The organism is Streptomyces sp. NBC_00353, from assembly GCF_036108815.1.
GTDB lineage: Bacteria > Actinomycetota > Actinomycetes > Streptomycetales > Streptomycetaceae > Streptomyces.
The window spans coordinates 6,365,994-6,390,208 of record NZ_CP107985.1 but is presented as its reverse complement, the minus strand read 5'-3'; the positions used below and the strand labels follow the sequence as shown (position 1 = coordinate 6,390,208).

The following is a 24,215-nucleotide window of genomic DNA, read 5'->3' as shown; positions in this document are numbered from 1 at the left end:
CACGTCGGAAAAGCTTAGTGACCGCCGCTACCGCTCCTGCACACCCGCCAGCTTCCCCCACACGACAAGGCGGTAACGGGAGGTGAATTCAGGCGTGCACGTGGTCAGCGTCACGTAGGAACCGGGCTCGCTGTACCCGAAGGCGGGCTTCAGATTGCTGCGCGGCACGGCGGCGATGACCCCGCTGTCCCGGGCGGCGGTCTGCGCCAGCGTCTTGTCGACGACGTACGTGTACACGCGCTGCCGGGTCTCGACGGTGATCCGGTCGCCGCGCCGCAGCCGATTGATGTAGCGGAACGGCTCACCGTGCGTATTGCGGTGCCCGGCTAGCGCGAAGTTCCCGGCGCCACCGGGCTGCGCGGTGCGCGGATAGTGCCCGACGTACCCCTTGTCGAGGACGCCGCTCTTGCTGATGCCCTGGGCGACGGGGGCGGTGAGCCCCAGGCGCGGGATACGGATGACGGCGTAGGCCTGATCCCAGCGGGGCGCAGCAGCCGCTCCCGTACGCGCACCACCCGCCGGCGCTCCCCCGCCTTCCCCCGCCGTATCCGTGTCCGTATCCGCGTCCGCGTCCGCGCCCTCGCCCGACGGGGCGGACGGAACACCGGCGTCCCCCTCCCCCGTCCGCCCCCACTCCCGCTCCAGGGACTGCACCTTGTGCCGGGCATCGGCCCTGGCCTGCCGATTGGTCCACCACAGCTGATGGACGACGAGAAGCAGCAGCACCACACCGAGGGTCACGACCGCCTCGGCGCCCGACCACAGCCCGCGCGCGGCAAGGCGCCGCCCGCGCGGGTTCCTCTGCACCCTGACCGGTATCCGCTGCCTCACGGCCCGCACGATAAGGGCAGGACCTGTAACTCTCCAGGGTCGGAACAACCCTCCGTACAGGAGCCGTACAGCAGTACGGTGTGGTGCATGCGCCCCGACACGCCTGCTGACCACATTGCCGAAGCCGAGCGCCTGCTGCGCACGGCGGCGCAGTACCCCGACGACCGGGAACCGCTGCTCCTCCGGGCCGCCGCCCACCTGGAACTCGCCGGCGAGCGCACCCGCGCCACCCCCCTCTACGACGAGCTCCTCGCCGCGGACGCCGCCGAGCCGTACCTGATCAAGGCCCTCAAGGCATCGAACCTCTGGGAGTACGGCCACGAGGCCGAGGCCCGCGCCATCATCGAGGGCATCCGCGCGGCGGGGCCCCTCGAACCCGGCCCCTGGCAGATCGCAGCCGAGACCCTGGAATCGCACGACGAGCTGGAGTCGGCCCACGACTTCCTCTCGACCGCGCTGACCCTGCTCCTGGCACCGGGCGAGGAAGTCCCGTACGCCACCCAGTCGCTGCTGATCGGCCGCCACCGGGTACGCCGCCTGATGGGCGTCGACCACGACACCTGGGACGACCTGACCGACACGCTCCACACCGCCACGGTCCCGCTGGACGAACTCCACGACCCGAAGCGGCTGTGGTCACTCGGCTCGTCCGACCCGGGCGAGCTCCAGGCCGAGATCACCCGCCTCCGCGCCGAACTGGGCACCTACCGCACCGCACTCTCCCGCCCGTTCCCGGTGGCGGTCCTGCACTGGCCGGAGCCCGAACTGAGCGAACTTCTCGCCGCATACCCCACCCTGCGCGCGGAGTACCCCTCCCACACCGAACACCTCACCGACCTGGAAGCCGCCCTCCGCGACCTCCACTCCGCGGGCACCCCGAACCTGGGCATCGTCACCGGCACGGTCCCCTCGTACGAGGCCTTCGCCGCCTCCGAAGCCGCGTCCCCGTCCGACCCGAACCTCCTCCCCCAGTACGCAACGACGCTCGCAGCCCGCGGCCGCGCGGTGCCGTGGCCTCCTGCACGGACCGCGGCCTGCTGGTGCGGGTCGGGGCGGGCGTACCGGGACTGCCACGGGGTGGCATGAGCACCTGAACGGGGCGCGCTGCTGCTGTGCCGTTGCCGGAAAACCCCAAGGGCCCCGCTCCAGCGGGGCCCTTGGACGTAGGTGAGCGGAACGAGGCATTCTTTCTGCAGGAAGATTCCCTCGATGTCCCACTTTTGCAATACCATCACATCCCACCATTGATCTCAGGGCGCACCTCCCCACGCAGGTCTCAGCTCTGTGTGCGCGAGGAAGCCTTCATGCCGCCTTATCAGCCTTCTGCCGACTGGCAGTACGAGATCCCGACGACCGGCAGCAAGCGGCTGCCGCCTGCCGCCCGGTACGTCGAATCGCTGACGCACCAGGGCTACGGCTTCGAAGCCGCCATCGCCGACCTCGTCGACAACTCCATCGACGCGGGCGCCCGTAACGTCGTCGTCAGTTTCCTCCGGGACGACGACCGCCTCGCCGGCCTCCTTGTCGTCGACGACGGGTGCGGCATGAACGACGAGGCCCTGGACACCGCAATGACGGTCGGCGGCCGCGAGGGATACGCGGCAAGCGCGCTCGGCCACTTCGGGGCGGGCCTCAAGGCCGCCTCCCTCTCGCACGCCGATTCGCTGACCGTCATCAGCCGCACCAAGAAGAGTCCGTCCACCGGCCGGCGCTGGCTGACGGCGCGCGCGCAGGCCGACTTCACCTGCGACGTCGTCGACCCCCGCTACTGCCAGGACCTCGTCGACCGCTACGACGGGGTCGTCGAGTGGCACGGCACGATCGTCCGCTGGGACCGGGTGCGCGCCTTCGACACCGTGACGACGGGTCAGGCCGACCGCTTCCTGAACGACGCGATCGAGAAGCTGGAGACCCACCTCGGTCTGTACCTGCACCGCTTCCTCGCCCGCGAGGACTTCAACATCGACATCGTCGTCGAGGACGTCCGGACCAAGGAGGAACTCGACCACCGCGGTGTCGAGCCGATCGACCCGTTCGGCTACCGGATACCGGGCCGGTCCGGCTTCCCCCGTACGTACACCGCACCCGTCGAGGGCGTCGGCAAGGTGGCACTGACCGCGCACATCTGGCCTCCGAAGTCACCACTGGTCAGCTTCCGCGGCATCGGTCCGTTCTCCGAACGCCAGGGCTTCTACATCTACCGCAACGACCGCCTCGTCCAGGCAGGCGGCTGGAACAGCACCCGCAGCGCCGAGGGACACCTCGCGCTGGCCCGGATAGCCGTCGACCTGCCGACCGAACCGAACGACGTCTTCAGCCTCACGGTGAAGAAGGACGGCGTGACGGTCACCCCCGCCTTCGCCCGCGGCCTCGAACAGGCCACGGACGACAGGGGCCAGACGTTCGCCACGTATCTCCAGGAAGCGGAGACGACGTACCGGGAGGCGGCCCGGCGCGCCACCGAGCCGCAGCGCAAGGCCGTCCTCCCGGCCGGCAAGGGCCTGGACCCGAAGCTGAGGCGTGCGCTGCGTGACGAACTTCCGGAGCTGGAGGGCGAGGATGCGATCACCTTTCGCTGGGACACGCTGCCGTCGGAGGTGTTCTTCGAACTCGACCGTGACGAGCGGGAGGTCAAGCTCAACAAGGAGTACCGGCAGGCCTTCAACGGGGGCCGCCGCGGCGGCCTGAACGACGCCCCGGTCGTCAAGAGCATGCTCTATCTCATGGTCAACGAGATCTTCCAGAAGGAACGGGTGCGGGCTGTCCACACCGACAACGTGGCGCTGTGGAACAGCGTCCTGGTGACAGCCGCGCGCTGCGAACTCGCGCGCTGAACCACCGAGTCGTCCGCCCACCTCCCTTCTCGAGGAAGCCGTCCCCACCATGACCGACCACCTGCTCAACCTGCACGGCGACGTCCTGGCCGCGATGCGCCGCGGACCCAAGCACTTCACCAAGCTGGCCTTCGTACTCACCGAGGCCGACGAACCCGCCGACACGGAGCTGAGCCACTTCCGGGACCGCATCATCGCCGCGGGCCCCGGCGACGAGCTCACCGCACTTTGGCACCGCACGCTGACCGGCTGGGACCTGGCGGAACAGGCCGACTGGTCCGCTGCCCCGCCCCGTACCGACGCCCGCCGCGCCGACACGTACACCCGCCTCGGCTTCGGCGCCGACCTGCGCAAGGCGCTCGACCATGCCGTCCCGGTCTTCAAGGAGCCCGGCCCGACGATCATCAGCAGGACCCCGACTTCCTGGTACTCCCGCGACATCGCGGCAGCCCGCTCCTTCTACTGGAACTCGTACGAGCAACTGCTGCGCCGCAAGGGCTGGTCGGACGCGGCCGTGTCCAGCCTCGACGAGGCGAGTCACGCCGTGGTCGAGCGCCTCGCCGACCCCACGCGCGCCGAGGCGTACGGAGCCCGCGGCCTGGTCGTCGGCTACGTCCAGTCCGGCAAGACCGCCAACTTCACAGGCGTCACAGCGAAGGCCATCGACGCCGGCTACCGCCTGGTCATCGTGCTGGGCGGCACCCTGAACCTCCTCCGCGGCCAGACCCAGCGCCGCCTGGACATGGAACTCATCGGCCAGGAGAACATCCTGCGCGGCGCCGACCCGTCGGACCCCGACGCCCTGATCGACATCGACTACCAGGACGACGAGGACTGGCCGGCGAAGTTCGTCAGCCACGGTGGCCGCCCCTCCACCCGAGGCGCCTTCGACATCGAACGCCTCACCACCCGGGACGACGACTACAAGAGTCTGGCGACCGGAATCCGCGCACTCGAATTCGACAAGCAGGTCCGTACGCAGCCGCTTCACGCCCCGGACAACCTGCACCGCGCGGCCGCGCGCGTGATGGTGGTGAAGAAGAACAAGTCGGTGCTGGCCAAGCTCATCAAGGACCTGAAGAAGATCGGCCCGCTCCTCTCCGAGATACCCGCGCTGATCATCGACGACGAGTCCGACCAGGCTTCGGTCAACACCACGGACCCGAAGAAGTGGGAGGAGGGCAAGGTCGCCCGTACGGCCATCAACAGCCAGATCTCCCAGCTGCTCGGCCTCCTCCCCCGCGCCCAGTACGTCGGCTACACGGCGACGCCCTTCGCCAACGTCTTCGTCGACCCGGGCGACGGCGAGGACATCTTCCCGCGCGACTTCCTGATCTCACTGCCCCGCCCGACCGGCTACATGGGCGTGCAGGACTTCCACGACCTGGACCGGACCGACGACTCCGCCACCGGCACGGCCGAGGAATCCCACATCCGCGGCATCTACGAGGACACGGGCGACCGCCTCCAGGAAGCCCTCGACGCCTTCCTCCTCACCGGAGCCCTGAAGCTGTACCGCGCGGCCAACGGCGTCCCCGACGGCCCGTTCCGCCACCACACGATGCTTGTCCATGAGTCCGTACGCATGGCCGAACACGCGTCCCTCGCCCTGCGGATCAGCTCCCTGTGGCACGAGGCGGCGTACACCAGCCAGGAGGGTCACGACCGCCTCTCGGCCCTGCTGGCCTCCGACTTCCAGCGCTTCGCCGACGACGACCTGCCCACCCCCACCTCGTACGAGGACCTGAGGCAACACGTCTTCCGGGCCCGTCAGCTGATCAACTCCGGCGGTACACCGGTGATCGTCGTCAACGGCGACACCGAACGCGACTACGCCCAGCCCGACCTCGACTTCGACCGCACCCCGAACGTGTGGAAGATCCTGGTCGGCGGTACCAAGCTCTCCCGCGGCTTCACGGTCGAGGGCCTGACGGTGACGTACTACCGCCGCAAGACCCAGCAGGCCGACACCCTGATGCAGATGGGCCGCTGGTTCGGCTTCCGCCCCGGCTACCGCGACCTGGTCCGCCTCTACATCGGCCGCGAGGAGCCCCTGGGCAAGTCGAACACGGTCGACCTGTACGAGGCCTTCGAAGCCATCTGCCGCGACGAGGAAACATTCCGCGCCCAACTCACCCGGTACGCCGCCCTGGTGGACGGCAAGCCCCAGGTCACCCCGGCCCAGATCCCGCCGCTGGTCTCCCAGCACCTGTCCTGGATCAAGCCATCCGCCCGCAACAAGATGTTCAACGCGGAGCTGGTGGAAATCCGGTCACCGGGCGAGTGGGTGGAGCCGAGCGCCTACCCGACGAGCGCGGCAGACCTGCGGCACAACGCCGAGGCCTGGCGCCCTGTCCTCGAAGCGCTGGATCCCGCCCCCGTCACGCTGAGGTGCTGCTCCGTCGAGTACGGCCGGGACGACAGCTACGAAGCCGTGCTCGGGACGCTCGACCACGGCGCGCTGCTCGGGGTCCTGTGCGATCTGAAGTGGTCGGCGCCCACACAGTTCTCGCCCCACCTGGAATCTCTGGTCTCGGCGGGCGGCGCCGGCAACACCATCGACGACTGGCTGGTGATCGTCCCGCAGCAGACATCGACAGACAGGGTGGAGGCGAGCATTCTCGGCTCACGTCCGCTCTCGCTGGCGAGCCGTACGCGGCGCCGTGGTGACCTCTTCGGTGCGATCAGCGAGCCCAAGCACCGCGGCGTCGCCCTGCGGGTGGCCGGCGCCCTGAACGACTCCCAGGACCCTTTGGTCGAATCGCTCGCACGGGACCGACGGGGTGTCCTGGTCCTCTATCCGTTGGTCGAGGACGAGCCCCGGCTCTCCTCCGGCGGCGCGATAGATCCCGGGGACGTGGTCATGGCCTTCTCCCTTGTCGCCCCGCGGTCGTCGGACGCCGGGCACAGGAGCCTGGTGCGGTTCAGCGCCATCGATTCGAGCAGGAGCAATTTCGCCGTCATTGATCGCAAAGGGGCCGGAGCGTAGGAAACTTGGCAGTGATGAGCACCGCCAAACCCTCCTCTCCCGGCGTCTCCGCCCGGATGAGCCGCCAGGCACGCCGTGACACCGCTCCCGAGGTGGCGGTCCGGAAGCTGCTGCACGCGTCCGGCTACCGCTACCGCCTCAACGAGCGCGTGCCTCACATGTCCCGACGGACGATCGACATCGCCTTCACACGGGCCAAGGTGGCTGTGTTCCTGGACGGGTGCTTCTGGCACGGCTGCCCCGAACACGCCACGCAACCGAAGTCCAACGCGGAGTGGTGGCGGCAGAAGCTCGATCGGAACATGACGCGGGATGCGGAGACTACGGCGCATCTGGTCGCCGAGGGATGGACGGTGCTGCGCTTCTGGGAGCACCAGTCACCGGTACAGGTCGCCAAGCAGGTGGCGGAGGTGGTCGACCGGGAACGGTTCGATCGAGGGGCTCGAGGAATGGGTGGGGACCTGTGAGCGAACTCCGGTTCGTGGATGTGTGCGCGGGCGCGGGCGGGCTGGCTCTCGGCCTGGAGCAGGCGGGCTTCGACCCGGTGCTGCTGTTGGACAACAAGGCGGTGGCCTGCGAGACGCTGCACCTGAACCGTCCGACATGGAACGTCCTGGAAATGGACCTCCTGGACTTCATTCCGGACGAGCACCCGAGGACCTACGACGTCGATCTACTGTCGGCAGGCCCGCCCCGGGTGAAGTCCAGCGCGACCGCCGCAAGGGAGGACACAGAGCAGGAACAGCGTCTCCTGGAGGCAGCGGTCCTCCTCACCCACTCCATCCAACCGCGCGCCCTCCTCGTCGAGAACGTGCCGGGGCTCGTAGCGGCTCCGGAATTCGAGCCCTTGCGCACATTCATCCGCGAGGAGCTGGAGCACCTTGGATATCGGCTGCACTGGTTCGTCCTGAACGCGGCCGACTTCGGCGTACCGCAGGATCGCAAGCAGGGCGTGCTTGTCGCGCTGAAGAAGCGGTATTTCGACCTCTTCCGGCCGCCGCTACCGACGGTCAAGGAGCACGTGTCGGTAGGCAAGGCGCTCCGCCGCTCCATGGCGGCCCGCGGCTGGCTCGGCGCTGACGCATGGGCGGCTCAGGCGCTCAGCGTGGCACCGACACTCGTTGGCGGCTCCGACAATCGTGGCGGAGCAGACCTGGGACCGACAGGGACGAAGAAGGCTTGGGCGCGTATGGGGGTCAATGGAGGCGCCCTTGCCGATGAGGTCCCGGGGCCCGATCTCCACGGCTCCCCCGACCTGATCAAACTCACGGACTCACAGGCTGCGCTCCTGCAGGGATTTCCACGTGAGTGGCAATTCGCGGGCAGGAAGACCGCGCGATACCGGCAAATCGGGCACGCTTCACCGCCACCGGTCGGCAGGGTGCTGGGCGGCGCCATCGCGGACGCGTTGCGGACCTGATCGCCCGCATATCGACCTTCGCTCCCATGGGAGTTGATCTTGGTTGGCCGGCTACACTTCAACCCCATGACCCATGCACTCCACCCACCGCATCTACCTGCGCATTTCCGCATCGTGGATTTGTTCGCAGGACCCGGTGGCCTCGACATCGCGGCCACGATCATGGGGCTGGAGAGCATCGGGATCGAGTGGGACGACGCGACGCGTGCGACACGCAAAGCGGCCGGACTCCTGACCACTACAGAGAAGGACGTCGCCGTACTGAGCGCATGCGATCAACAGGTGGAGGACGCGAATGTCCTCACGGGCGGGCCGCCGTGTCAGTCCTTCTCCGTGGCCGGTAACCGGAAGGGCCACGAAGCCCTGGAGGACGTGAAGCGCCTGGCCACACGTTTGATCGATAACGAGGACTTCGCTTCCTTCGAGGCCGCTCGGAAGGAAGTCGAGACCGAGACCGACGAGATGTCGGACGAGCGCACCGGTCTCGTACTCCAGCCGCTGCGCTGGATCATGGAGGCCAAGCTCGGGAGGGGAAAGCCCTACGACGTGGTTGTGCTGGAGCAGGTACCCACTGTTCTGCCGGTATGGAAGCACTACGCCGAGCTCCTCAGACGCGTCGGCTACGCCGCCGACGCCCACGTTCTCCACTCCGAGGACTTCGGCGTCCCGCAGACACGTCGGCGCGCCGTGCTGATCGCCCAGTGGGATCCGCAGAATGTGGGACGGCCCGTGGAGTTTCCCCGCGCGACGCACCAGCGCTACAGCAAGGGAGCCATTCGCCTCCATGAGCAGAACGATGCGGAGCACGACAGGCAGGGGCTGTTGTTCTCCGCGCCTCGAAAGGGGAGAAAGCCGGTCAAGCCCTGGGTCGCCATGCAGGACGTACTCACTGAGCGCCCACGCGACTTCGAGGTGGTCTCCAACTACGGATCGGGAGGCGACCCCAAGAACCGGGGCCGTCGCACTTCCGACCAACCTGCGGCAACGATCACGGGCAAGGTCCGGCGTAACCGGGTCTTCCTTCTGAAGGAGACCAAATCCGGTAACAAGGAGATCGGCGAGGAGTTGGAGCGGCTCACGTTCGAGGAGGCCGGCCTCCTTCAGTCGTTCCCGAGGAAGTACCCCTGGCGGTCCACCGATGTGGCCCAACAGATCGGGAACGCTATTCCGCCGCTCCTCTCTCTGCACATCCTGAGCAGCGCACTCCGGCTCGGGCCGCCGGACGACGACTTGATCAACAAATTGGCGGCGTGGGAACCGGAGCACCCGGGAGCCTCAGCGGATGAGGTCCTCACCGAGGACGCGTGAGCCGAACGGGGCATGCTGCGACAGGCCCCGTTCGGACACACTTGGTACAGGGCCGCGACCAAGTTCTCCGCGTCCCCCAGCGGCCTTCAGTCCTGTGCAACCCCGGCCCGAGTCCTGTCACGCAACGGCGCCTCTGCGACGAATCGCTCGAACATCCGCGTAAGGGCCTCGCAGGAAGAGCGCCGGGCGGTGCCGTCGCCCGGTCCTTCGGGGAGTCGGTCCCACGGGACGGCCGACGCCGATTCCACGTCTTCGATCCAATCGGCGAGCGCGAAGTGATCGGGGACGTCGTCCGGAGCGATCACCTCGTACATGAGCGTGCTGCCGGCCACGTTGACCGCCGTACACAGTGCGTTGACTCGATCGCCGAGTCGCGTGGCCCCCTGTCGTGACAGCTCCTCGAGGACCCGCACCAGGGCCAGTGCGGTGGGCTTGTGATCGATGGTGGAGAGCCGGAGAGCCGTGTTGATCATGTCCTGATTCCGGCAGGCGATCTCCGCGGAGGTGTAATCGGCCCCGTCGCGGAACATCTCGGCGGCCCACCACAGCCGGGAGAAGGCCTGGCTGTAGTGAGGGCCCACGAACCTGACGCCGGTGACCTGCCTGGGTTCGCCGCCGTCCGAACCTCCGAGCGGCAGGTGTCGCCACAGGACGTAGTCCGGCGCCACGGCCAAGGCCAGGAAATTCCAGAGACCGGAGTTCGCCGCTTCACCACGTGTCATCCGCAAGGTCGCATGCAATCGGGGCGCCAGCCAAGCATCGGCGTCGGTCCTCGCCGCATCGAACCGGCTCATGGCCTCTTCGACTAGCTCTCGCACCGGATCGACGCTCCACCGGACGGAGTCGCTCTCGATCGGTGTGCTGGCCCGAAGAATCGCCACCTGCGGCAGGCTGTCCCGACCCGCGCGTACCCCATGGGTGAGGAAGGCTGCGGCGAGATTGCCCGGTAGCAACGCGAGCCGTTCGGGAGACTCGATGTGGTGTCGGTGTCGGCTCATCGACGCGGACCTTCCTGGGCACGATTCACGGCGCGGATGGCCGCCGTCAGATTCTTCGGCACCTGCCCTCGTCTTCCTGCTGCGTAGTGGATCCGCGACTGGATCTCCGCCCACCCTCGGCCATCACCTCTGCGGCTGTGTGCCTCTGCCAGAGCTTCGGCGAGGGGAAGCCCCGGGAACACCTCAGGAAGCATGGAGCGCAGCACTGACTCCCGCCACCCACCAGGAAAGTGCGGGGTGCCGTCCTCATCGAATTCGAGGTCGCTCAGTGCCGAGTGAAACATGGTCGCCCAGGCCTCACCCGCGATCTGCGCGGCCACCATTCCGGCGGTCGCTTTCTCCAGCGGCCCGCGAGCACCGGACAGCAGCTCGGGAAGCCCTTCGAAGGACGTATTGATCAGGACCGCCGGCAGGTCTCCGGTGGTGTCGATCAGCCAAGGCGCGTCCATGAACCGACGCAGCCACTCCTGTGGCCCATCCCTGAAATCCTTCTGCAGGATCTCCAGATCGCGTTGCCTGGTCGGCGTACGGGCAAGCAGGTCCACTACCCAGGGCGTATCCGTCCTGCCGATGATGCGCCCGTCGACTCCACCGTGGGTGCCGACGACGCTCACATCGAGAAGCGCACGTGCCGCGTGGGTGGAGCGGCGCACCCGGACCTCACCTCGCCAGTGGGTGTCGCCACGACGACGTTCCAATCGACTGACCACACGAGTGTTGGTGGCTCCCTCGGTCAGTACGGCGACGCAAGTGACCCCGGACCACGGCCCCTCGTCCAGTTCATCGGTGGGGAGGGAGACTTCCATGTCGAGGACGCCCTCGATCCAGTCGTTCCGCTCGATCTGATGAAGGGCGACGACCTGATCGCGTTGGGAGATCAGCGAGAGTTGCAGAGGCTTCCCGTCCATACTCGCCCCTCGAACGGTGACCTCGATCTTCCCCACCAAGGTCGGGTACGCGTACACAGTGCTCACGCCGAAGTCTCCCGTGCCTGCTGGATGTCCACGATCACACCGGCCATGACGCCAGCCACCGGGTGACTACGGACGGCCGTGACTCCTCCGAAACGCGCTGACCGTACATCCGGATCGATGAGCAGTCGGCCGTCGACGACCTGGCAGTTCTCCTTCGCGGACAGCTCCGCCCACTCCAACGAGGGACGTCCTCCCGATCGCACATCGAACTTGACCACCGGCAGCAGCTCCCAGCGGCCGTCGCGCTGCGGGACAGTCAGCGTCATGTCCAGGGTCCAGGCCCCGTCCCCGTCCACCTTCCCTACGACCCGGTCCACGAGTGGGTGCCCCGCGCCACGACGACCGCTCGCCGCCGCAGGCGCATCGATACGCAGCAGCTTCCGAAGGACCTCGGGGCCGGTCGAGTCCTGACCGACAGCCCGTCGACCGATCACGCCGCGCAGCGCCGTATCCATGGCCGCGTTGAACTCGGTCAATCGGCGAGGCGCGTTGGCATACGCAGCAGTGAGTTCCTCGGTCGTCCCCCACCTGTCGTGCTCCGGCGGCTCGGCGGCCCGTAGGAATGCCTCGGCGGCGTGCGTCGCCGAGCCGTCATCTCCTGTGGCGAAACCGGCGAGCAGGACGGCTTGGAAGGGGTCCACCCCCGCGCCCAGACTTCGAGGGGCGCGGGCCGTGACAGACATGCGAGTGCCGCGCATACAGATGATGCGGCTGTGCTTCTCGTCCTTGTCTGCAGCAGGAGTGACCAGGAGTACGGCACGATGGCTGTGTCCTTCAGCTCCGCGCCCGGCGGCCCGCAACGGCGGGACGGCGAAGGTCACGTCCCTGGCAGCGACCTGTCCGGGGGCCGTGAGTTCGTCGACCGTCTCGCCGTCGAGGTACGCCCGCAGCGCGTGGACCAGTGCCGGGTGACGGTCGAGTGGATCGACCCGCTGCTCGGGAATCACGAATTCACCGTTGCGAAGAGCGCGGACCGACGCTTCGAGCATGGCCGGCGTCGAACGGCCCGAGGTCATGGCCGCCCAGAAGTTGTCGGACAGCGCCCGGCCGAGAGCCGTGTGCAGATCCTCCAGGGCGTCGTTGCCTCCGGCCGCGTCGTGAGCGCCGACGACGAGGAAGGAAGTTCCCGGATCATCGCTGTCCCGGTCGAGACGCAGATCGGCGACCACTCGTTCATCGGCCCACCAGGAGCGGGACACACCCTCGTGTTCCTTCTCCGCGTCCGGCTCACCGAGCCAGGCAGGCCCCGCGTAGGCAACTCCATCGACCTCACGCCAGGGGAGGTCCAATCGGCCGACCACCCGGCGGACCGTCCGCCCCTCATGTGTCTCGGACAGGGTGCTGTTGATCAGCACCAGACCGAGCCGACTGGCCGCCCACAAGGTGGCCTTACCCAACCCGTACGAACCGCCGGCTCGGTCGTTGCTTTTGTGACTGTCGAGCTGCCGACGGACCACAGCGGCATACCGACCGTCTCCGTACTCGGGTCCGGTCAGACCCGAGGCGTTGTAGTCGTCAACCCGGAGAAGCAGGAGGGAGGAGTCTTCTCGCAACGCCCGCAGCCCTTCGGCGAGAGCCCGGCCGACCTTGTGCCGGGACTGCGCCGCCGCCGTGTAGTGGGGCTCGAGCTGGTCCCACTTCAGTGCGGAGAGGAAGGAGTGCAGGTGTTCACCGGTCAGCTCGTGCAGGGTGAATCGCACCCGCACCGGGCGCCCCGGATCCAGTCTCTCGTCCAGGGAGTTCTGCGTGACCTCCCTGGCCAACACAGCCAGGTTCGCGTCGAAGGCGAAGACTGCCGCGTTGCCGTACTCCCGACCACCGTCCTGGTGCGCGACCCGGTGGTACCAGTCGATCGGCCGATCCGATCCGGCGTCGGCGTCCCTGGTGATCAGGGTGGCAACGTCCGTCTCCAGGATCCTGGCGATCTCGACCATCAGCTCCGGCCTCGGCCGCGATCTCCCGGTGACCCACGCCGACACGGCCGCGCGCGTCAGATCCAGCTCCTTGGCGAAATCCGCCTGCGATATGCCGCTGCGGCGCAACTGGCGTCCGAGCCAGATGCCGAAGCCTTCGACGTCCTCCATTGAACCCACTTCCCCTTGGTTCCGGGAAGGGCCACGGTAGCACTGCATTTGACACTGCCAGGTCGTCAAACGTCGATTGACACCATGCCCGACTGGTGCGCCAGCAGGGGTGGTTGAAGAAAAAATCTCGTTACTGTCCGACCGTCAGGTCGAACCGTCATGCTAGCGTTCACCCCAAGCAACTCCCCTCGCAACGAGGGCTGTTGAAGGAAACGCCTGTTCGGGAATGCGGGAGAGCTCCGTCCTCGGGCTGGTTGCACCGCATGCTTGCAAGCGCCATCCAGTCATGGGACTCGTTGGCGTTGCCACAGGGAGGGGAACCCCGCATGAGCGACGATGGTGACGACTGGATGGCACGGTTCATCAGGGAGTACGACAACACGGAGGACCCCGACCTCCGGGCCGAGCTTCTGATGTGTCACGGCATCCACCCCGAGGTCCTGGCCTCGGAGCGGCGGCGCCTCGCTCGCCGCAAGAAGATGTCGTCCACGGAGCGGACCACCGCCTCCGAACCCCGCGTGCGTCGCACGTCCCGTACCACCCGGCGCCCCACCACCCCTCGGCGCCCCGGTAGCCCCCGCACCTACCAGGTCATCCGCACCAGGAGGACTCGCACGACCGGGCGGACTGTGACCGTCATGACGACGACCGTCACGGTCACGACCATCACCACGGTCACCACCATCAACAGCTGACCCCACCCTTCTCATCAGCTACCTGACTGCTTCTCCAGGGGTGCCGGCACCACGCGTCGGCACCCCTGCATCCCCCCGCGCATCCTCGGTTCGTTTCTCTCGCTCGAGACAGGTGCTTCATGACCGACATGCCGTTCGCCGACCCTTCGCTGCCCCCCGTGATCACAACCGTGATCCGACAGTCCTCGACCGTCCTGAAGACCTACGAGGTCGACCCGGGGCTGGTACAGGAGCATGCCAACGGCGAGCGTCGCATCACTCAGGGTGGCTACGGGGAACGCCAGTTGCTCGAGCTCGTCCAGAACGCGGCGGATGAGATCGCCGCATCGCCCGGCGGCAAGCTGCACGTCGTCCTGACCGACACCCACCTCTACTGCGCCAACGAGGGCACCCCGGTCACACCGGAGGGCGCCGAGACGATCCTGCGCATGAGCGTGTCCCGCAAGCGCGGTGGGCAGATCGGCCGCTTCGGCGTCGGCGTCAAGTCTGTGCTTTCCGTATGCGACTCACCCCAGTTTTTCAGCGGCAACGGCGACTTCGGGTTCGGGTTCGACCGGGAGTGGTCCGCCGCCGAGATCGCGCGGGCGCTCGGTCGCCAGAGCGAAGCCGACATGGACACGCCGGTCCTCCGTATGGCCCGCCCCCTCGATGTCGATCAGGAACGCGCCGACGACGACGTGCTGGACAAACTCCTGCGCTGGGCCACCACCGTTGTCCGTTTGCCCCTGAAGAAGGGTGCCGCCGAACGTCTCGGACGCGACATCAGCGGTTACAAGGGTCGCGACGGACGGGAGACGGACGCCTTCCCTGCTCACTTCCAGCTGTTCTCCTCCCATGTCGGACAGGTGCTTCTGCACGACGAGCGCACCATGCCCCCGGCGCGCAGAGAGATCTCGATCGAGCCCAAGGGCAACCACCGCACCCTCAGGGAAGTGGCACGTGGCGCCAAGCAGACGACCGAGCAGTGGAAGGTGTTCTCGGCCTCCTACTCGCCTGCCGGCGAGGCCGCGGACAGTGCGGGCGAGCTTCACGGCCGGCCGGTTCTCGAGGTCTCCTGGGCAGTGCCCGAATACACCGTGCGTAACGGCCTGTATACCGTGCCCGTCGGGCGGGGTACGTTCTGGGCGTTCTTCCCGACCAAGTACGAAGTTTCACTGACCGGCATCCTGAACGCCCCGTGGAAGACCAACGAGGACCGCCAACACCTTCTCGACGGCAGCGCCTTCAACAGGGAACTGCTCCAGGTGGCTGCCCGACTGGTGATCGACACGCTGCCCGAGCTCATGCCCGACGAGGACCCTGCCGCATACCTCCCCCTGTTGCCCGGCCGAACCAAGGAGAAGCTCAACTGGGCGGACGACTACTTCCTCCGTCGGGTGTGGGAGATGACCGCCGAACGCCCTTCTCTACCCGACCAGAACGGCCAACTCCAGGTCCCGCGCGACCTGTTCATCACGCCGGCGAATCTGGACAAGGAATGGGTGCAGATCTGGTCGGAGTACGGCGGCCGCCCCTCCAACTGGCTGCATCCATCCGTCGACGCATCCGACAGCGCTACTCGGCGTGGCAAGGTGATGCACGTCCTGGATGCCGCAGGGAAGACTCCTGAGAGCGTCAAGGACTGGCTCGAGGCTCTCGTTTCCGACAGCTCTGCGGAGGCCTCCTCCCACGCCATCGAGATCTTGTCCCTCATGGTGCTCAAGGATCAGGCCGCACGGCTGCGCGACGACTCCGCGCTCACCGCCGAGGCCCGCAAAGCCCGGATCATCCTCACCGAGGAGCACGGGTTGGTCGCCCCCGTAGCCGGTGAGATCTTCCACCGCACCTCTGCCGACACGCTCCGCGACGACATGGTCTACGTCCACCCGTCGATCTCCGAGCGCCCCGAAATGGCGCGTCACCTGCACACCATCGGTATCAGGGTCGCTGACGCGCAAGGGCGGTTCGAGGGCGTCCTCGATCAGGGATTCGACAACTACGACAACAATGCGTGGTCGAACTTCTGGATACTGTTGCGCAGCGCCGGCGGCAGCCTGCAGGTCGACAGGATGCGCACCAAGGTGCCCAAGCCGCTGGAGACGCTGCGTGTCCGCACCCTGGACGGTCGTTACCGACCGATGCGCGACTGCCTCCTGCCGGGCCCCGTGGTGCCTGCCGACGGGAGCCGTGACAATACCGTCACCGTCGATATGACTTTCCATGAGAGCGACAAGCCGGTCTTCCGCGACCTCGGACTGTTCGACCGCCCCACCGGCGGATATCGCCCCCATGACGAGCCGTGGTTCCAGGAGTACAAGCAGGTCGTTCACGACGCGCACCTTCGTGAACTGCCCAGCACAGCTCCCCGCCCCAGCATCACTCGCCTCGCCGTCGAAGGTGCTCCGACACTGGGACCACTGCACCTGCTTCCCGTTCTGTCCGAAGAGGGACGCGCTGCCTTCGTGTCCGCACTGTCGGCATCCGACATCTCGCAGCACTGGCAGATGCAGTACGGATCCACTGCCAACACGCGCAAGGCCGTCATGTCCCCGCTGCGCTGGATGATCAAGAAGCACGGGCTCGTCAGGACCTCCATGGGCCTGACCCGAGTCTCCGAGGCTGTCGGCCCCCAGCTCAAAAGTTTCCGAGCTGTGCTTCCTGTCGCCGAGATCTCGGAGGAGGCGGCGCGAAGGCTCAACATGCCCACATCCTCCGATGAAGTGCCCCTCCGGCGCTGGAGCAAGTTGTTGGACCTCCTACTCGGGAGCGAGGACGACGCCTTCATCGGGCGCGCGTACGCGCTGCTGCACCGGGTCGGCTTCGAGTTCCCGGAGGGCCTGCTCACCCGCTGCAGGGTTGGATCGTCGTGGGAGGGACGTTCCGACAGCGAGATCGCTGTCGCGACGAGCGCGCTGGAGTTCCAGGAACTCGTGCGTGAACGACTCCCCGCCCTCCTGGTCGCCGACAAGGCGGACGTCGCCACGGCGAAGGAGATGATCGAGGACTGGGGGATGCTCAAGGTCTCCGACGTCATCAGCAGGGAGATCGAGCCCGTCAAGATCGGGCGGGCTTCGTCCCTGTTCGAGGAGTTCCCGACGGTCAAGGCACGCCTCGGCCAAGCCGCCGGCAGCCTGAAGATCCAACGCTGCTCCGAACTCGACGAGGTCATGCGCACGCCCATGGGCAGCGACCGGAAGCAGATCCCGTTCGCGCGGAAGGGGCAGACCCTCTTCGTGCTGGACTCCCTCGATCGACAGCAGGTGCTGGAGGCTGCGGACAAGGAGTTCAAGTGGGGTTGGGGCCCGGTAGGCTGCCGCCAGGCTCTCGCCCTCCAGGACAAGCAAGAACATGACCAAACCCTCCTGAAGCGCCTGCGGGAGGTGCGAGAAGCCGAAAGCATCATCGACAAGATCGATCTGCTGATCGGTGAGACGGCTCTGCGTGGCGAGCTTCCTCCCGGGCTCATGGAGAGCGAGATCCAGGAGCACGGCAGCGAGCCGAGTTCGCGGCGTATAGCGGAGATGGCCTTCAACGCCCACGGTGAGGCGATCCTTCGCGTCCACTCCCGCGACCTCGCGCTGGACTTCCCCACACGCGCCCCCAGCTCCTTCACCGGTAGCTCGAAAGCCCTGCTCTTCGTCACCGACCTCGGGTTCCCTGACTCCTTCGCCGGTGCCCAGGTACCCTCGCTGGAACCCCGCCTGGAGATCGACGGTCCCTCTGAATTCCCGGCCCTGCACCCGTACCAGGAGGAGCTCGCGCAAGCACTGCTCGGCCTGTTGAAGAACCCGATGCCTCAGCGTGGCATGCTCAGTCTGCCGACCGGAGCGGGCAAAACCCGTGTCACGGCGGAGGGTGTGATCCGCTGGATCCGTGACCGGACGAATCTTCCCGGCCCGATCCTGTGGATCGCGCAGACCGAAGAGCTGTGTGAGCAGGCCGTGCAGAGCTGGAAGTTCGTCTGGTCGAAGGTCGGCCCCGAGCAGCCGCTGGTCATCAGCCGGCTCTGGTCTTCGAACGAAGCCACTCCGGTCGCCGGTCGCCCGCACCTGGTCGTCGCCACCGACGCAAAGCTGGCCAGTTGCTTGGAGGCGGAGAACTACACCTGGCTGAGAGAAACTGCCTCGCTCGTCATCATCGACGAAGCACACACCGCGATGTCCAAGCGCTACACGGGTCTGCTGGACCAGCTCGACCTCACGCATCACCGCACCAGTCGCCACCTGGTCGGTCTCACCGCGACTCCGTACAAGAACAACGCGGAACTTACCCGCCTCCTGGTGCAGCGGTTCGGCAGCCGCCTCGACACGGGGGTCTTCGACGGTGATCTCTCCGTCGCGATCAAGGGTTTGCAGCGCATCGGTGTCCTGGCCCAGGTGAAGCACAGGGAGCTGCCGGGTGCTGCCATCGCGCTCACGGCCGACGAACGGGCCCAGTCCGACAAGTTCGCCACTCTGCCCAAGGGTGCCGAGCAGCGGCTGGCCGAGGATCATGGACGCAACCAGCGCATCGTCGACGAGATCGCCGCCATGCCGTCGGACTGGCCGATTCTGGTGTTCGCCACTTCCGTGGCCCACGCCAAGCTGCTCGCCGCCAAGCTCGGCGACCGGGACATCAGGGCCGCCGCAGTCGACGCGACCACGCCCGTCAACGAACGCCGTAAGCAGATCAGCGATTTCCGCAAGGGCAGGATCCAGGTCCTGACGAACTACGGCGTGCTCACCCAGGGCTTCGACGCGCCGGCCACCCGTGCCGTGGTCGTCGCCCGCCCGACGTACAGCCCGAACATCTACCAGCAGATGATCGGACGTGGCCTGCGTGGCCCGAAGAACGGTGGCAAGGAGAGCTGCCTGATCTTGAACGTGCGCGACAACATCACCAACTACGGTGAAGAGCTTGCCTTCACCGAGTTCGAGTACCTGTGGGACGGTAACCAGTGACCGCCGCCCCTCTCACCGAACACCGGCTCACCCCCGCACAACAAGCCGTGGTGGACCAGCCCTGGGACGCCCGAGTGCTGGTCACGGCCGGGGCTGGCGCCGGAAAGACGCATACCCTCGTGCGGCGGCTCGACGTCTTGGTGGAGCGCGAAGAACTGGAGGCCGGGGAGATCCTGGTACTCAGCTTCTCCCGCGCCGCCGTACGCGAGCTCACGGAGCGGATCGAGCGGCATGCTGCCGCCGCACAGCGGATTCGCGTCCAGACCTTCGACGGCTGGGCCGCTGCACTGCTCAACCGCGCCTACCCGGACGTGGACTGGGGGACTTACACCTACGACGGCCGCATCGAGGCCGCCACCGAGGCAATCGACAAGGGGGCGGTCGAGGGCGGCGAGTACGTGCCGGCCCATGTGGTGATCGACGAGGTCCAGGACCTCGTCGGCGTCCGTCGGGAGATGGTCGAGGCGCTGCTCGACCGGTTTCAGGAGAACAGCGGGTTCACCGTGGTGGGGGATTCGGCTCAATCCGTGTACGGGTTCCAGGTGTCCGATCCGGATCAGCGGGCCGAGGAGACCGACCGCTTCCTCGAGTGGGTGCGTGCCACGTTCGGCGAGGACCTGGTGGAGCTTCACCTGGGCGACAACTTCCGCGCCCGTAGCGAAGCGGCTCGGATGGCTCTGCCCTACGGCTCCTCGTTGCAGCGCCTGCCCCGCGACAGGGCGGCGGCCGGCGGCGAGGCGGAGCGCATCCACGGTGACCTGCGTGCGCTGTTGCTGTCGACGCCGAACTTCGGGAGCTTGGAAGACCAGTTCGTCCTGGCGGCCTTGCGCGACTATCCCGACACCACCGCCATCCTGTGCCGCGACAACGGCCAGGCATTGACATTGTCCGGCATCCTGGCCGAAGCCGACGTCCCGCACACGCTGCAGCGTTCGGCCCGCGAGCGCTCCGCCCCTGTCTGGATCACCGAACTCCTCGCCTCGACCGGTACGACCGCTCTCACCCGGGAACGCTTCGAGGAACTGGTGGTCGACCTGCGGATACCGGCCGGAAGCGTGCCGGAGGCGCTGTGGCGGTCGGTACGAAAAGTAGCGCGGGGCCGTGGTCGAGGAACTCTCGATGTCGTCGCGCTCCACCGCGCGCTCGCCGAAGGCAGACTGCCTGATGAACTCACCGCGGCTCAGTCTTCCTCGCTCGTGATATCGACCATGCACCGGGCCAAGGGCTTGGAGTTCGACCGGGTCCTGATCGTCGAACCACGCGTTCTGAAGGAGCCGCCCCCGGTCCGGAAGAAGAAGTACGACTATGACCCGGCCGCGGAGACCCGGCTGCTGTATGTGGCCATGACGCGGGCTCGGGACGACCTCTACGTTTTGGACGCACCCAACTCGTGGCTCATCCGGAAGGACAAGAGGATCGACCGCTGGTACCTGGGCGGTCGTAGCTCTTGGGCCCGTAACGGGATCGAGCTGATCGGTTCGGACGTGTCCCATGAGCAGCCCCCGGGCACGGAGGGATTTCAACAGGACGCCGAGGAGCTTCAGCGCCACCTGGTGACCGATGTCGCCGCCGGTGCCGAGGCGGAGCTCGTCCTGTTGCACGGCATCCCTGTCGCCTCCGACCAGTCGCCTCCGTACGCAGTAGTGGCCGGTGGCCGACAGATCGCGGTGGTGTCCGAGCGCTTCCGAACCGACCTGCACCGAATGCTGCGTCGCACCTCACACTCCGAGGTCGATCGATGGCCGCCGTTGATCACCGACCTCAGGGTCGACTGCGTGGAAAGTGTGGCGGGCAGTCCCGCCGCCACCGAGGGCGCGGGACTGGGTACGCACGGCGCTTGGGTCGCACCCCGGTTGTGCGGCCTGGGGCGCTTCCGCTGGTACGCGGACGAATCGGAAGGGAACGAAGGATGAGCGAGTCGACTCACCAAGCGCATTACGAGGTGCGCGATTCGCTCCTCGACGCCCTGCGGAAGGACCTGCTCGGTCCCGTCGGCGGTGTGGACGAGGTGCTTACGGATGACGCGCCGATCACCATGTACCCGGTCGGGGTGCTCTTCCCACGATCACGGGTGGACCGGTCCGACAACTCTTCCCGGACCGGCACGACCGAGCAGGGTGAGCTGGAGTCCGAGCGGGACGGGCTCGATGCAGTACCACTCGGCGCCCGCCGGGAAGTCGAGGAAGGAACCGGCGATCTGGGTGTCTCGCTGTCGAACGTACGGATGCCGTCGTCCATCGGCCTGACTTTCGCTGTGGACCCGGCCGTGTCCGCCCGGATTCGGTTGACCGTACGCACTGCCGTCTACCTCCCCGAGGACGCCGAAGGAAAGCCGGTGGCCGCGAAGCGGACCGAGGCTCGCAGCACGAAGGCCCAGAGGGAGCATTGGCGGCGCTCCGCCCTGCGGATCGAACCGGTCCGCGTGGACGTCACACAAGTCGGTCTACTCGATCCCTTCGTTCTTCACCCGGGGCTGGAGCTGCGTGTGCTGGTCCGCCCCAGGTCCACGTCGGGCGGGACCGTGACCGTGACGGCCACGGTCGTCAACAATCTTGAGGTCGGACAGTACGACCTCCGCGACGCGCACTGCTTCTACCAGCCGACGCTGACTGTTACGGCAGAGGACGGCGACAGCCCGGCTTTCGTGGCGCGGCCGGCCACCCTGGGTGCGGTCGACTCGGAACAGGCGCTGAGCAGGCTCCTGCACCGCCATGTGCCGACCTTCGCTACCGGCCACGGGTGCGCGGCGCATTGGGATTGGACACCGCCTCCGGTGGGATCCGTTTCGACCGATCGTCCGACGGTCACCGCCCTACGGACCGAATTCGTTCCCTCCCACGAAGTGTTGCTGACGGATTCCAACCCCGGGATCGACGACAAACCACTGACCATGTACCGGCTGGGAACCGACCCGTCCCATGAGGTCGTGTCGGCGCTTCGCGCTGTGCTGACAGGATACGAACGGTGGATCGAGACCCAGGAGGATCAAGCTCGTCTGCTGCGGGACACGGAAGACGGCAAGACCGCGGCCGATCAGGTACTGCTCTGCAGGCATGCACTACGCCGGATGCGTGAAGGCGTGGATCTGCTGGCGGACTCCGAACAGCCGGACATTTTGCGGGCGTTCCAGCTGGCGAACCTCGCGATGGCCGACCAGCGGGCGCGCACAGTGTGGATCAAGGGTGGCAGGTCCGGCCAACCGGACGAGCAGGCCGGACGGTGGCGACCCTTCCAGATCTCCTTCATGCTTCTCTGCCTCGCCGGAATCGTCGATCCGGACCACAAGGACCGAGAGGTCTCGGACCTGCTGTGGTTCCCCACAGGTGGCGGCAAGACGGAGGCATACCTCGGGCTGATCGCCTTCACCACCTTCCTGCGGCGGTTGCGGGACGGGGAGGCCGGGGCAGGCGTCACCGTGCTCATGCGGTACACGCTCCGGCTGCTCACCCTCCAGCAGTTCGAGCGGGCCGCGGCACTGATCTGCGCCATGGACCTGCTACGGGCCGCCGACCCGGCAAGGCTCGGGCACGAGGAGATCTCCATCGGCATGTGGGTGGGCCGTTCGGCGACCCCCAACACGCTGGCGGTCACCGAAGGCAAACTGGCGGACCTCATGCGCAACGAGAACCTCCAGTTGCAGACCGAGAACCCGGTCCAACTGCGGAACTGCCCATGGTGTGGCGCACCGCTGCGCCCGCGGGACTACGCGGTCGATAGTGATGCCAAACGCATGACGGTGAATTGCCCCTCCGGTAGTTGCGACTTCCACCGGGGGCTGCCGGTGCACCTCGTCGACGAGGCCGTCTACGCCCATCGTCCGACCTTGGTCATCGCGACGGTCGACAAGTTCGCCTCAATGCCCTGGCGGCCCGCGTCTGCGGCTTTGTTCAACCGGGACGTGGACGGGGTCCGGCCGCCCGAACTCATCGTTCAGGATGAGCTCCACCTGATCTCGGGACCGCTCGGCACGCTCACCGGCCTGTACGAGACAGCCGTGGACGCCCTGGCGGAACGCCCCAAGGTCATCGCCTCGACGGCGACCATCCGACGCGCCGACGAGCAGGGCACCCGACTCTTCGCCCGTTCGGTGGAGCAATTTCCTCCCGGCGGCCTCGACGCACGAGACTCCTGGTTCGCCGTGGAGACACCACGCGAGCGCAAGGCAGCCCGCTGCTACGTCGGCATACTGACCTCCAGCACAAGCCAGGCCACCTTGCTGATCCGGGTCTACGCGGCCCTGCTCCACAGGGCGCACACCCACGATGCCTCACCTGAGGTGACGGACGCTTACTGGACTCTGGTCGGCTACTTCAACAGCTTGCGTCTGCTTTCGGCGGCAGAGCTCCAGGTCCTCGACGACGTCCAGGAGCGACTGGGTCACCTCGCAGTACGGGACGGGCTCAAGGCGCGTCGCGCAGACGCTCTCACGGAATTGAGCAGCCGGGCGAACGCCAGTGACATCTCCCGCCGGCTCAAGGACGTGGAGCGCCGACTCCCGAGCCCGGAAGTCCTGGACGTACTGCTCGCTACCAATATGATCTCTGTCGGTGTCGACGTGGACCGGCTCGGACTGATGGCCGTGATGGGGCAACCGCAGACCACTGCCGAGTACATCCAGGCAACGAGTCGCGTGGGTCGACAACACCCTGGCCTCGTCGCCATCATGCTCAACTCCACTCGCTCCAGGGATCGTTCGCACTACGAGGACTTTCAGGGCTTCCACTCCGCCCTGTACCGCGAGGTGGAGTCCACGAGCGTCACGCCGTTCTCCGCCCGGGCCCGTGACCGAGGACTGCACTCCGTGGTGGTGGCTCTAGCTCGGTTGATGCTGCCTGCCGCACGGGCCAACGAAGCGGCAGCACGTGTTGAGGACTTCCACACCGAACTCCGCGAGCAGGTCGGCAAGGTCCTGCTGAACCGGGTTTCGGCGGTCGAGTCGACCGAGCTCGAAGCCACCACCGCGGCTTTCGAGGAGTTCATCGAGTGGTGGCGGGACGAGGCGCTGGCCCGCCCGAACCTCGTGTACGAGGCTCCACGTGGCTCTCGCGGGCCCGCCCTGTTGGCCAACTACGACGACGAGGCGGCCGACGTGTCGCCGTGGAAGACACTGTGGAGTCTGCGAGACGTAGACGCCTCGTCCACCTTCTTCGAGGAGCGCTGAGC

At 67.1% G+C, this 24,215-nt stretch carries 14 protein-coding genes; 10 read left to right on the top strand and 4 right to left on the bottom strand.

The annotated features are described in order from the left end of the window. Window positions 1–27 precede the first annotated feature (27 nt). On the bottom strand, window positions 28–840 hold the full coding sequence (locus OHA88_RS28835) for a class E sortase (protein ID WP_328627639.1): 813 nt from the start codon (window positions 838–840) through the stop codon (window positions 28–30). 78 nt (window positions 841–918) lie between these two features. On the opposite strand from OHA88_RS28835, the gene OHA88_RS28830 reads away from it, so the two are divergent. The 6 genes from OHA88_RS28830 to OHA88_RS28805 all read left to right on the top strand — a co-directional run bounded on the left by OHA88_RS28830 (window position 919) and on the right by OHA88_RS28805 (window position 9,382). Continuing rightward, the gene (locus OHA88_RS28830; RefSeq protein ID WP_328627638.1) at window positions 919–1,917 is read left to right on the top strand and encodes an SEC-C domain-containing protein; all 999 of its coding nucleotides are present in this window, start codon (window positions 919–921) and stop codon (window positions 1,915–1,917) included. 218 nt (window positions 1,918–2,135) lie between these two features. Beyond that, a complete protein-coding gene (locus tag OHA88_RS28825; protein WP_328627637.1) occupies window positions 2,136–3,665 on the top strand; it encodes an ATP-binding protein in 1,530 nt (509 codons plus the stop codon). A gap of 49 nt (window positions 3,666–3,714) precedes the next feature. Further along, window positions 3,715–6,654 (top strand): Z1 domain-containing protein, encoded by a 2,940-nt coding sequence (locus OHA88_RS28820; RefSeq protein WP_328627636.1) that lies wholly within the window; start codon window positions 3,715–3,717, stop codon window positions 6,652–6,654. A gap of 14 nt (window positions 6,655–6,668) precedes the next feature. After that, the gene (locus tag OHA88_RS28815) at window positions 6,669–7,121 is read left to right on the top strand and encodes a very short patch repair endonuclease (RefSeq protein ID WP_328627635.1); all 453 of its coding nucleotides are present in this window, start codon (window positions 6,669–6,671) and stop codon (window positions 7,119–7,121) included. Then, on the top strand, window positions 7,118–8,074 hold the full coding sequence (locus OHA88_RS28810) for a DNA cytosine methyltransferase (RefSeq protein WP_328627634.1): 957 nt from the start codon (window positions 7,118–7,120) through the stop codon (window positions 8,072–8,074). Before OHA88_RS28815 ends, OHA88_RS28810 begins: the two co-directional genes overlap by 4 nt. A gap of 66 nt (window positions 8,075–8,140) precedes the next feature. Beyond that, window positions 8,141–9,382, top strand: coding sequence for a DNA cytosine methyltransferase (locus OHA88_RS28805; protein WP_328627633.1), 1,242 nt, complete (start codon window positions 8,141–8,143; stop codon window positions 9,380–9,382). A gap of 86 nt (window positions 9,383–9,468) precedes the next feature. On the opposite strand, the gene OHA88_RS28800 is transcribed toward OHA88_RS28805, so the two are convergent. From OHA88_RS28800 to OHA88_RS28790, 3 genes are read right to left on the bottom strand one after another with little or no spacing between them, the layout of a single operon-like run. Further along, window positions 9,469–10,380 (bottom strand): DUF6339 family protein, encoded by a 912-nt coding sequence (locus OHA88_RS28800; protein ID WP_328627632.1) that lies wholly within the window; start codon window positions 10,378–10,380, stop codon window positions 9,469–9,471. After that, complete coding sequence (locus OHA88_RS28795) at window positions 10,377–11,354, bottom strand: hypothetical protein (protein ID WP_328627631.1); 978 nt, start codon at window positions 11,352–11,354, stop codon at window positions 10,377–10,379. The genes OHA88_RS28800 and OHA88_RS28795 overlap by 4 nt, the downstream gene beginning before the upstream one ends. Then, window positions 11,351–13,438: a helix-turn-helix transcriptional regulator gene (locus tag OHA88_RS28790; RefSeq protein ID WP_328627630.1), complete on the bottom strand. Its 2,088-nt coding sequence runs from the start codon at window positions 13,436–13,438 to the stop codon at window positions 11,351–11,353. The genes OHA88_RS28795 and OHA88_RS28790 overlap by 4 nt, the downstream gene beginning before the upstream one ends. Before the next feature lie 326 nt (window positions 13,439–13,764). Here OHA88_RS28790 and OHA88_RS28785 point away from each other — a divergent pair, with 326 nt between their 5' ends. The 4 genes from OHA88_RS28785 to OHA88_RS28770 all read left to right on the top strand — a co-directional run bounded on the left by OHA88_RS28785 (window position 13,765) and on the right by OHA88_RS28770 (window position 24,213). After that, the gene (locus tag OHA88_RS28785; RefSeq protein WP_328627629.1) at window positions 13,765–14,133 is read left to right on the top strand and encodes a hypothetical protein; all 369 of its coding nucleotides are present in this window, start codon (window positions 13,765–13,767) and stop codon (window positions 14,131–14,133) included. A gap of 119 nt (window positions 14,134–14,252) precedes the next feature. Next, on the top strand, window positions 14,253–19,052 hold the full coding sequence (locus OHA88_RS28780; RefSeq protein WP_328627628.1) for a DEAD/DEAH box helicase: 4,800 nt from the start codon (window positions 14,253–14,255) through the stop codon (window positions 19,050–19,052). Next, window positions 19,049–20,965: a UvrD-helicase domain-containing protein gene (locus OHA88_RS28775; protein WP_328627627.1), complete on the top strand. Its 1,917-nt coding sequence runs from the start codon at window positions 19,049–19,051 to the stop codon at window positions 20,963–20,965. The genes OHA88_RS28780 and OHA88_RS28775 overlap by 4 nt, the downstream gene beginning before the upstream one ends. Continuing rightward, window positions 20,962–24,213 carry a helicase-related protein gene (locus OHA88_RS28770; RefSeq protein ID WP_328627626.1) on the top strand — a complete coding sequence of 1,084 codons (3,252 nt, stop codon included), beginning with the start codon at window positions 20,962–20,964 and terminating at the stop codon, window positions 24,211–24,213. Before OHA88_RS28775 ends, OHA88_RS28770 begins: the two co-directional genes overlap by 4 nt. The last annotated feature ends 2 nt before the right edge of the window (window positions 24,214–24,215 follow it).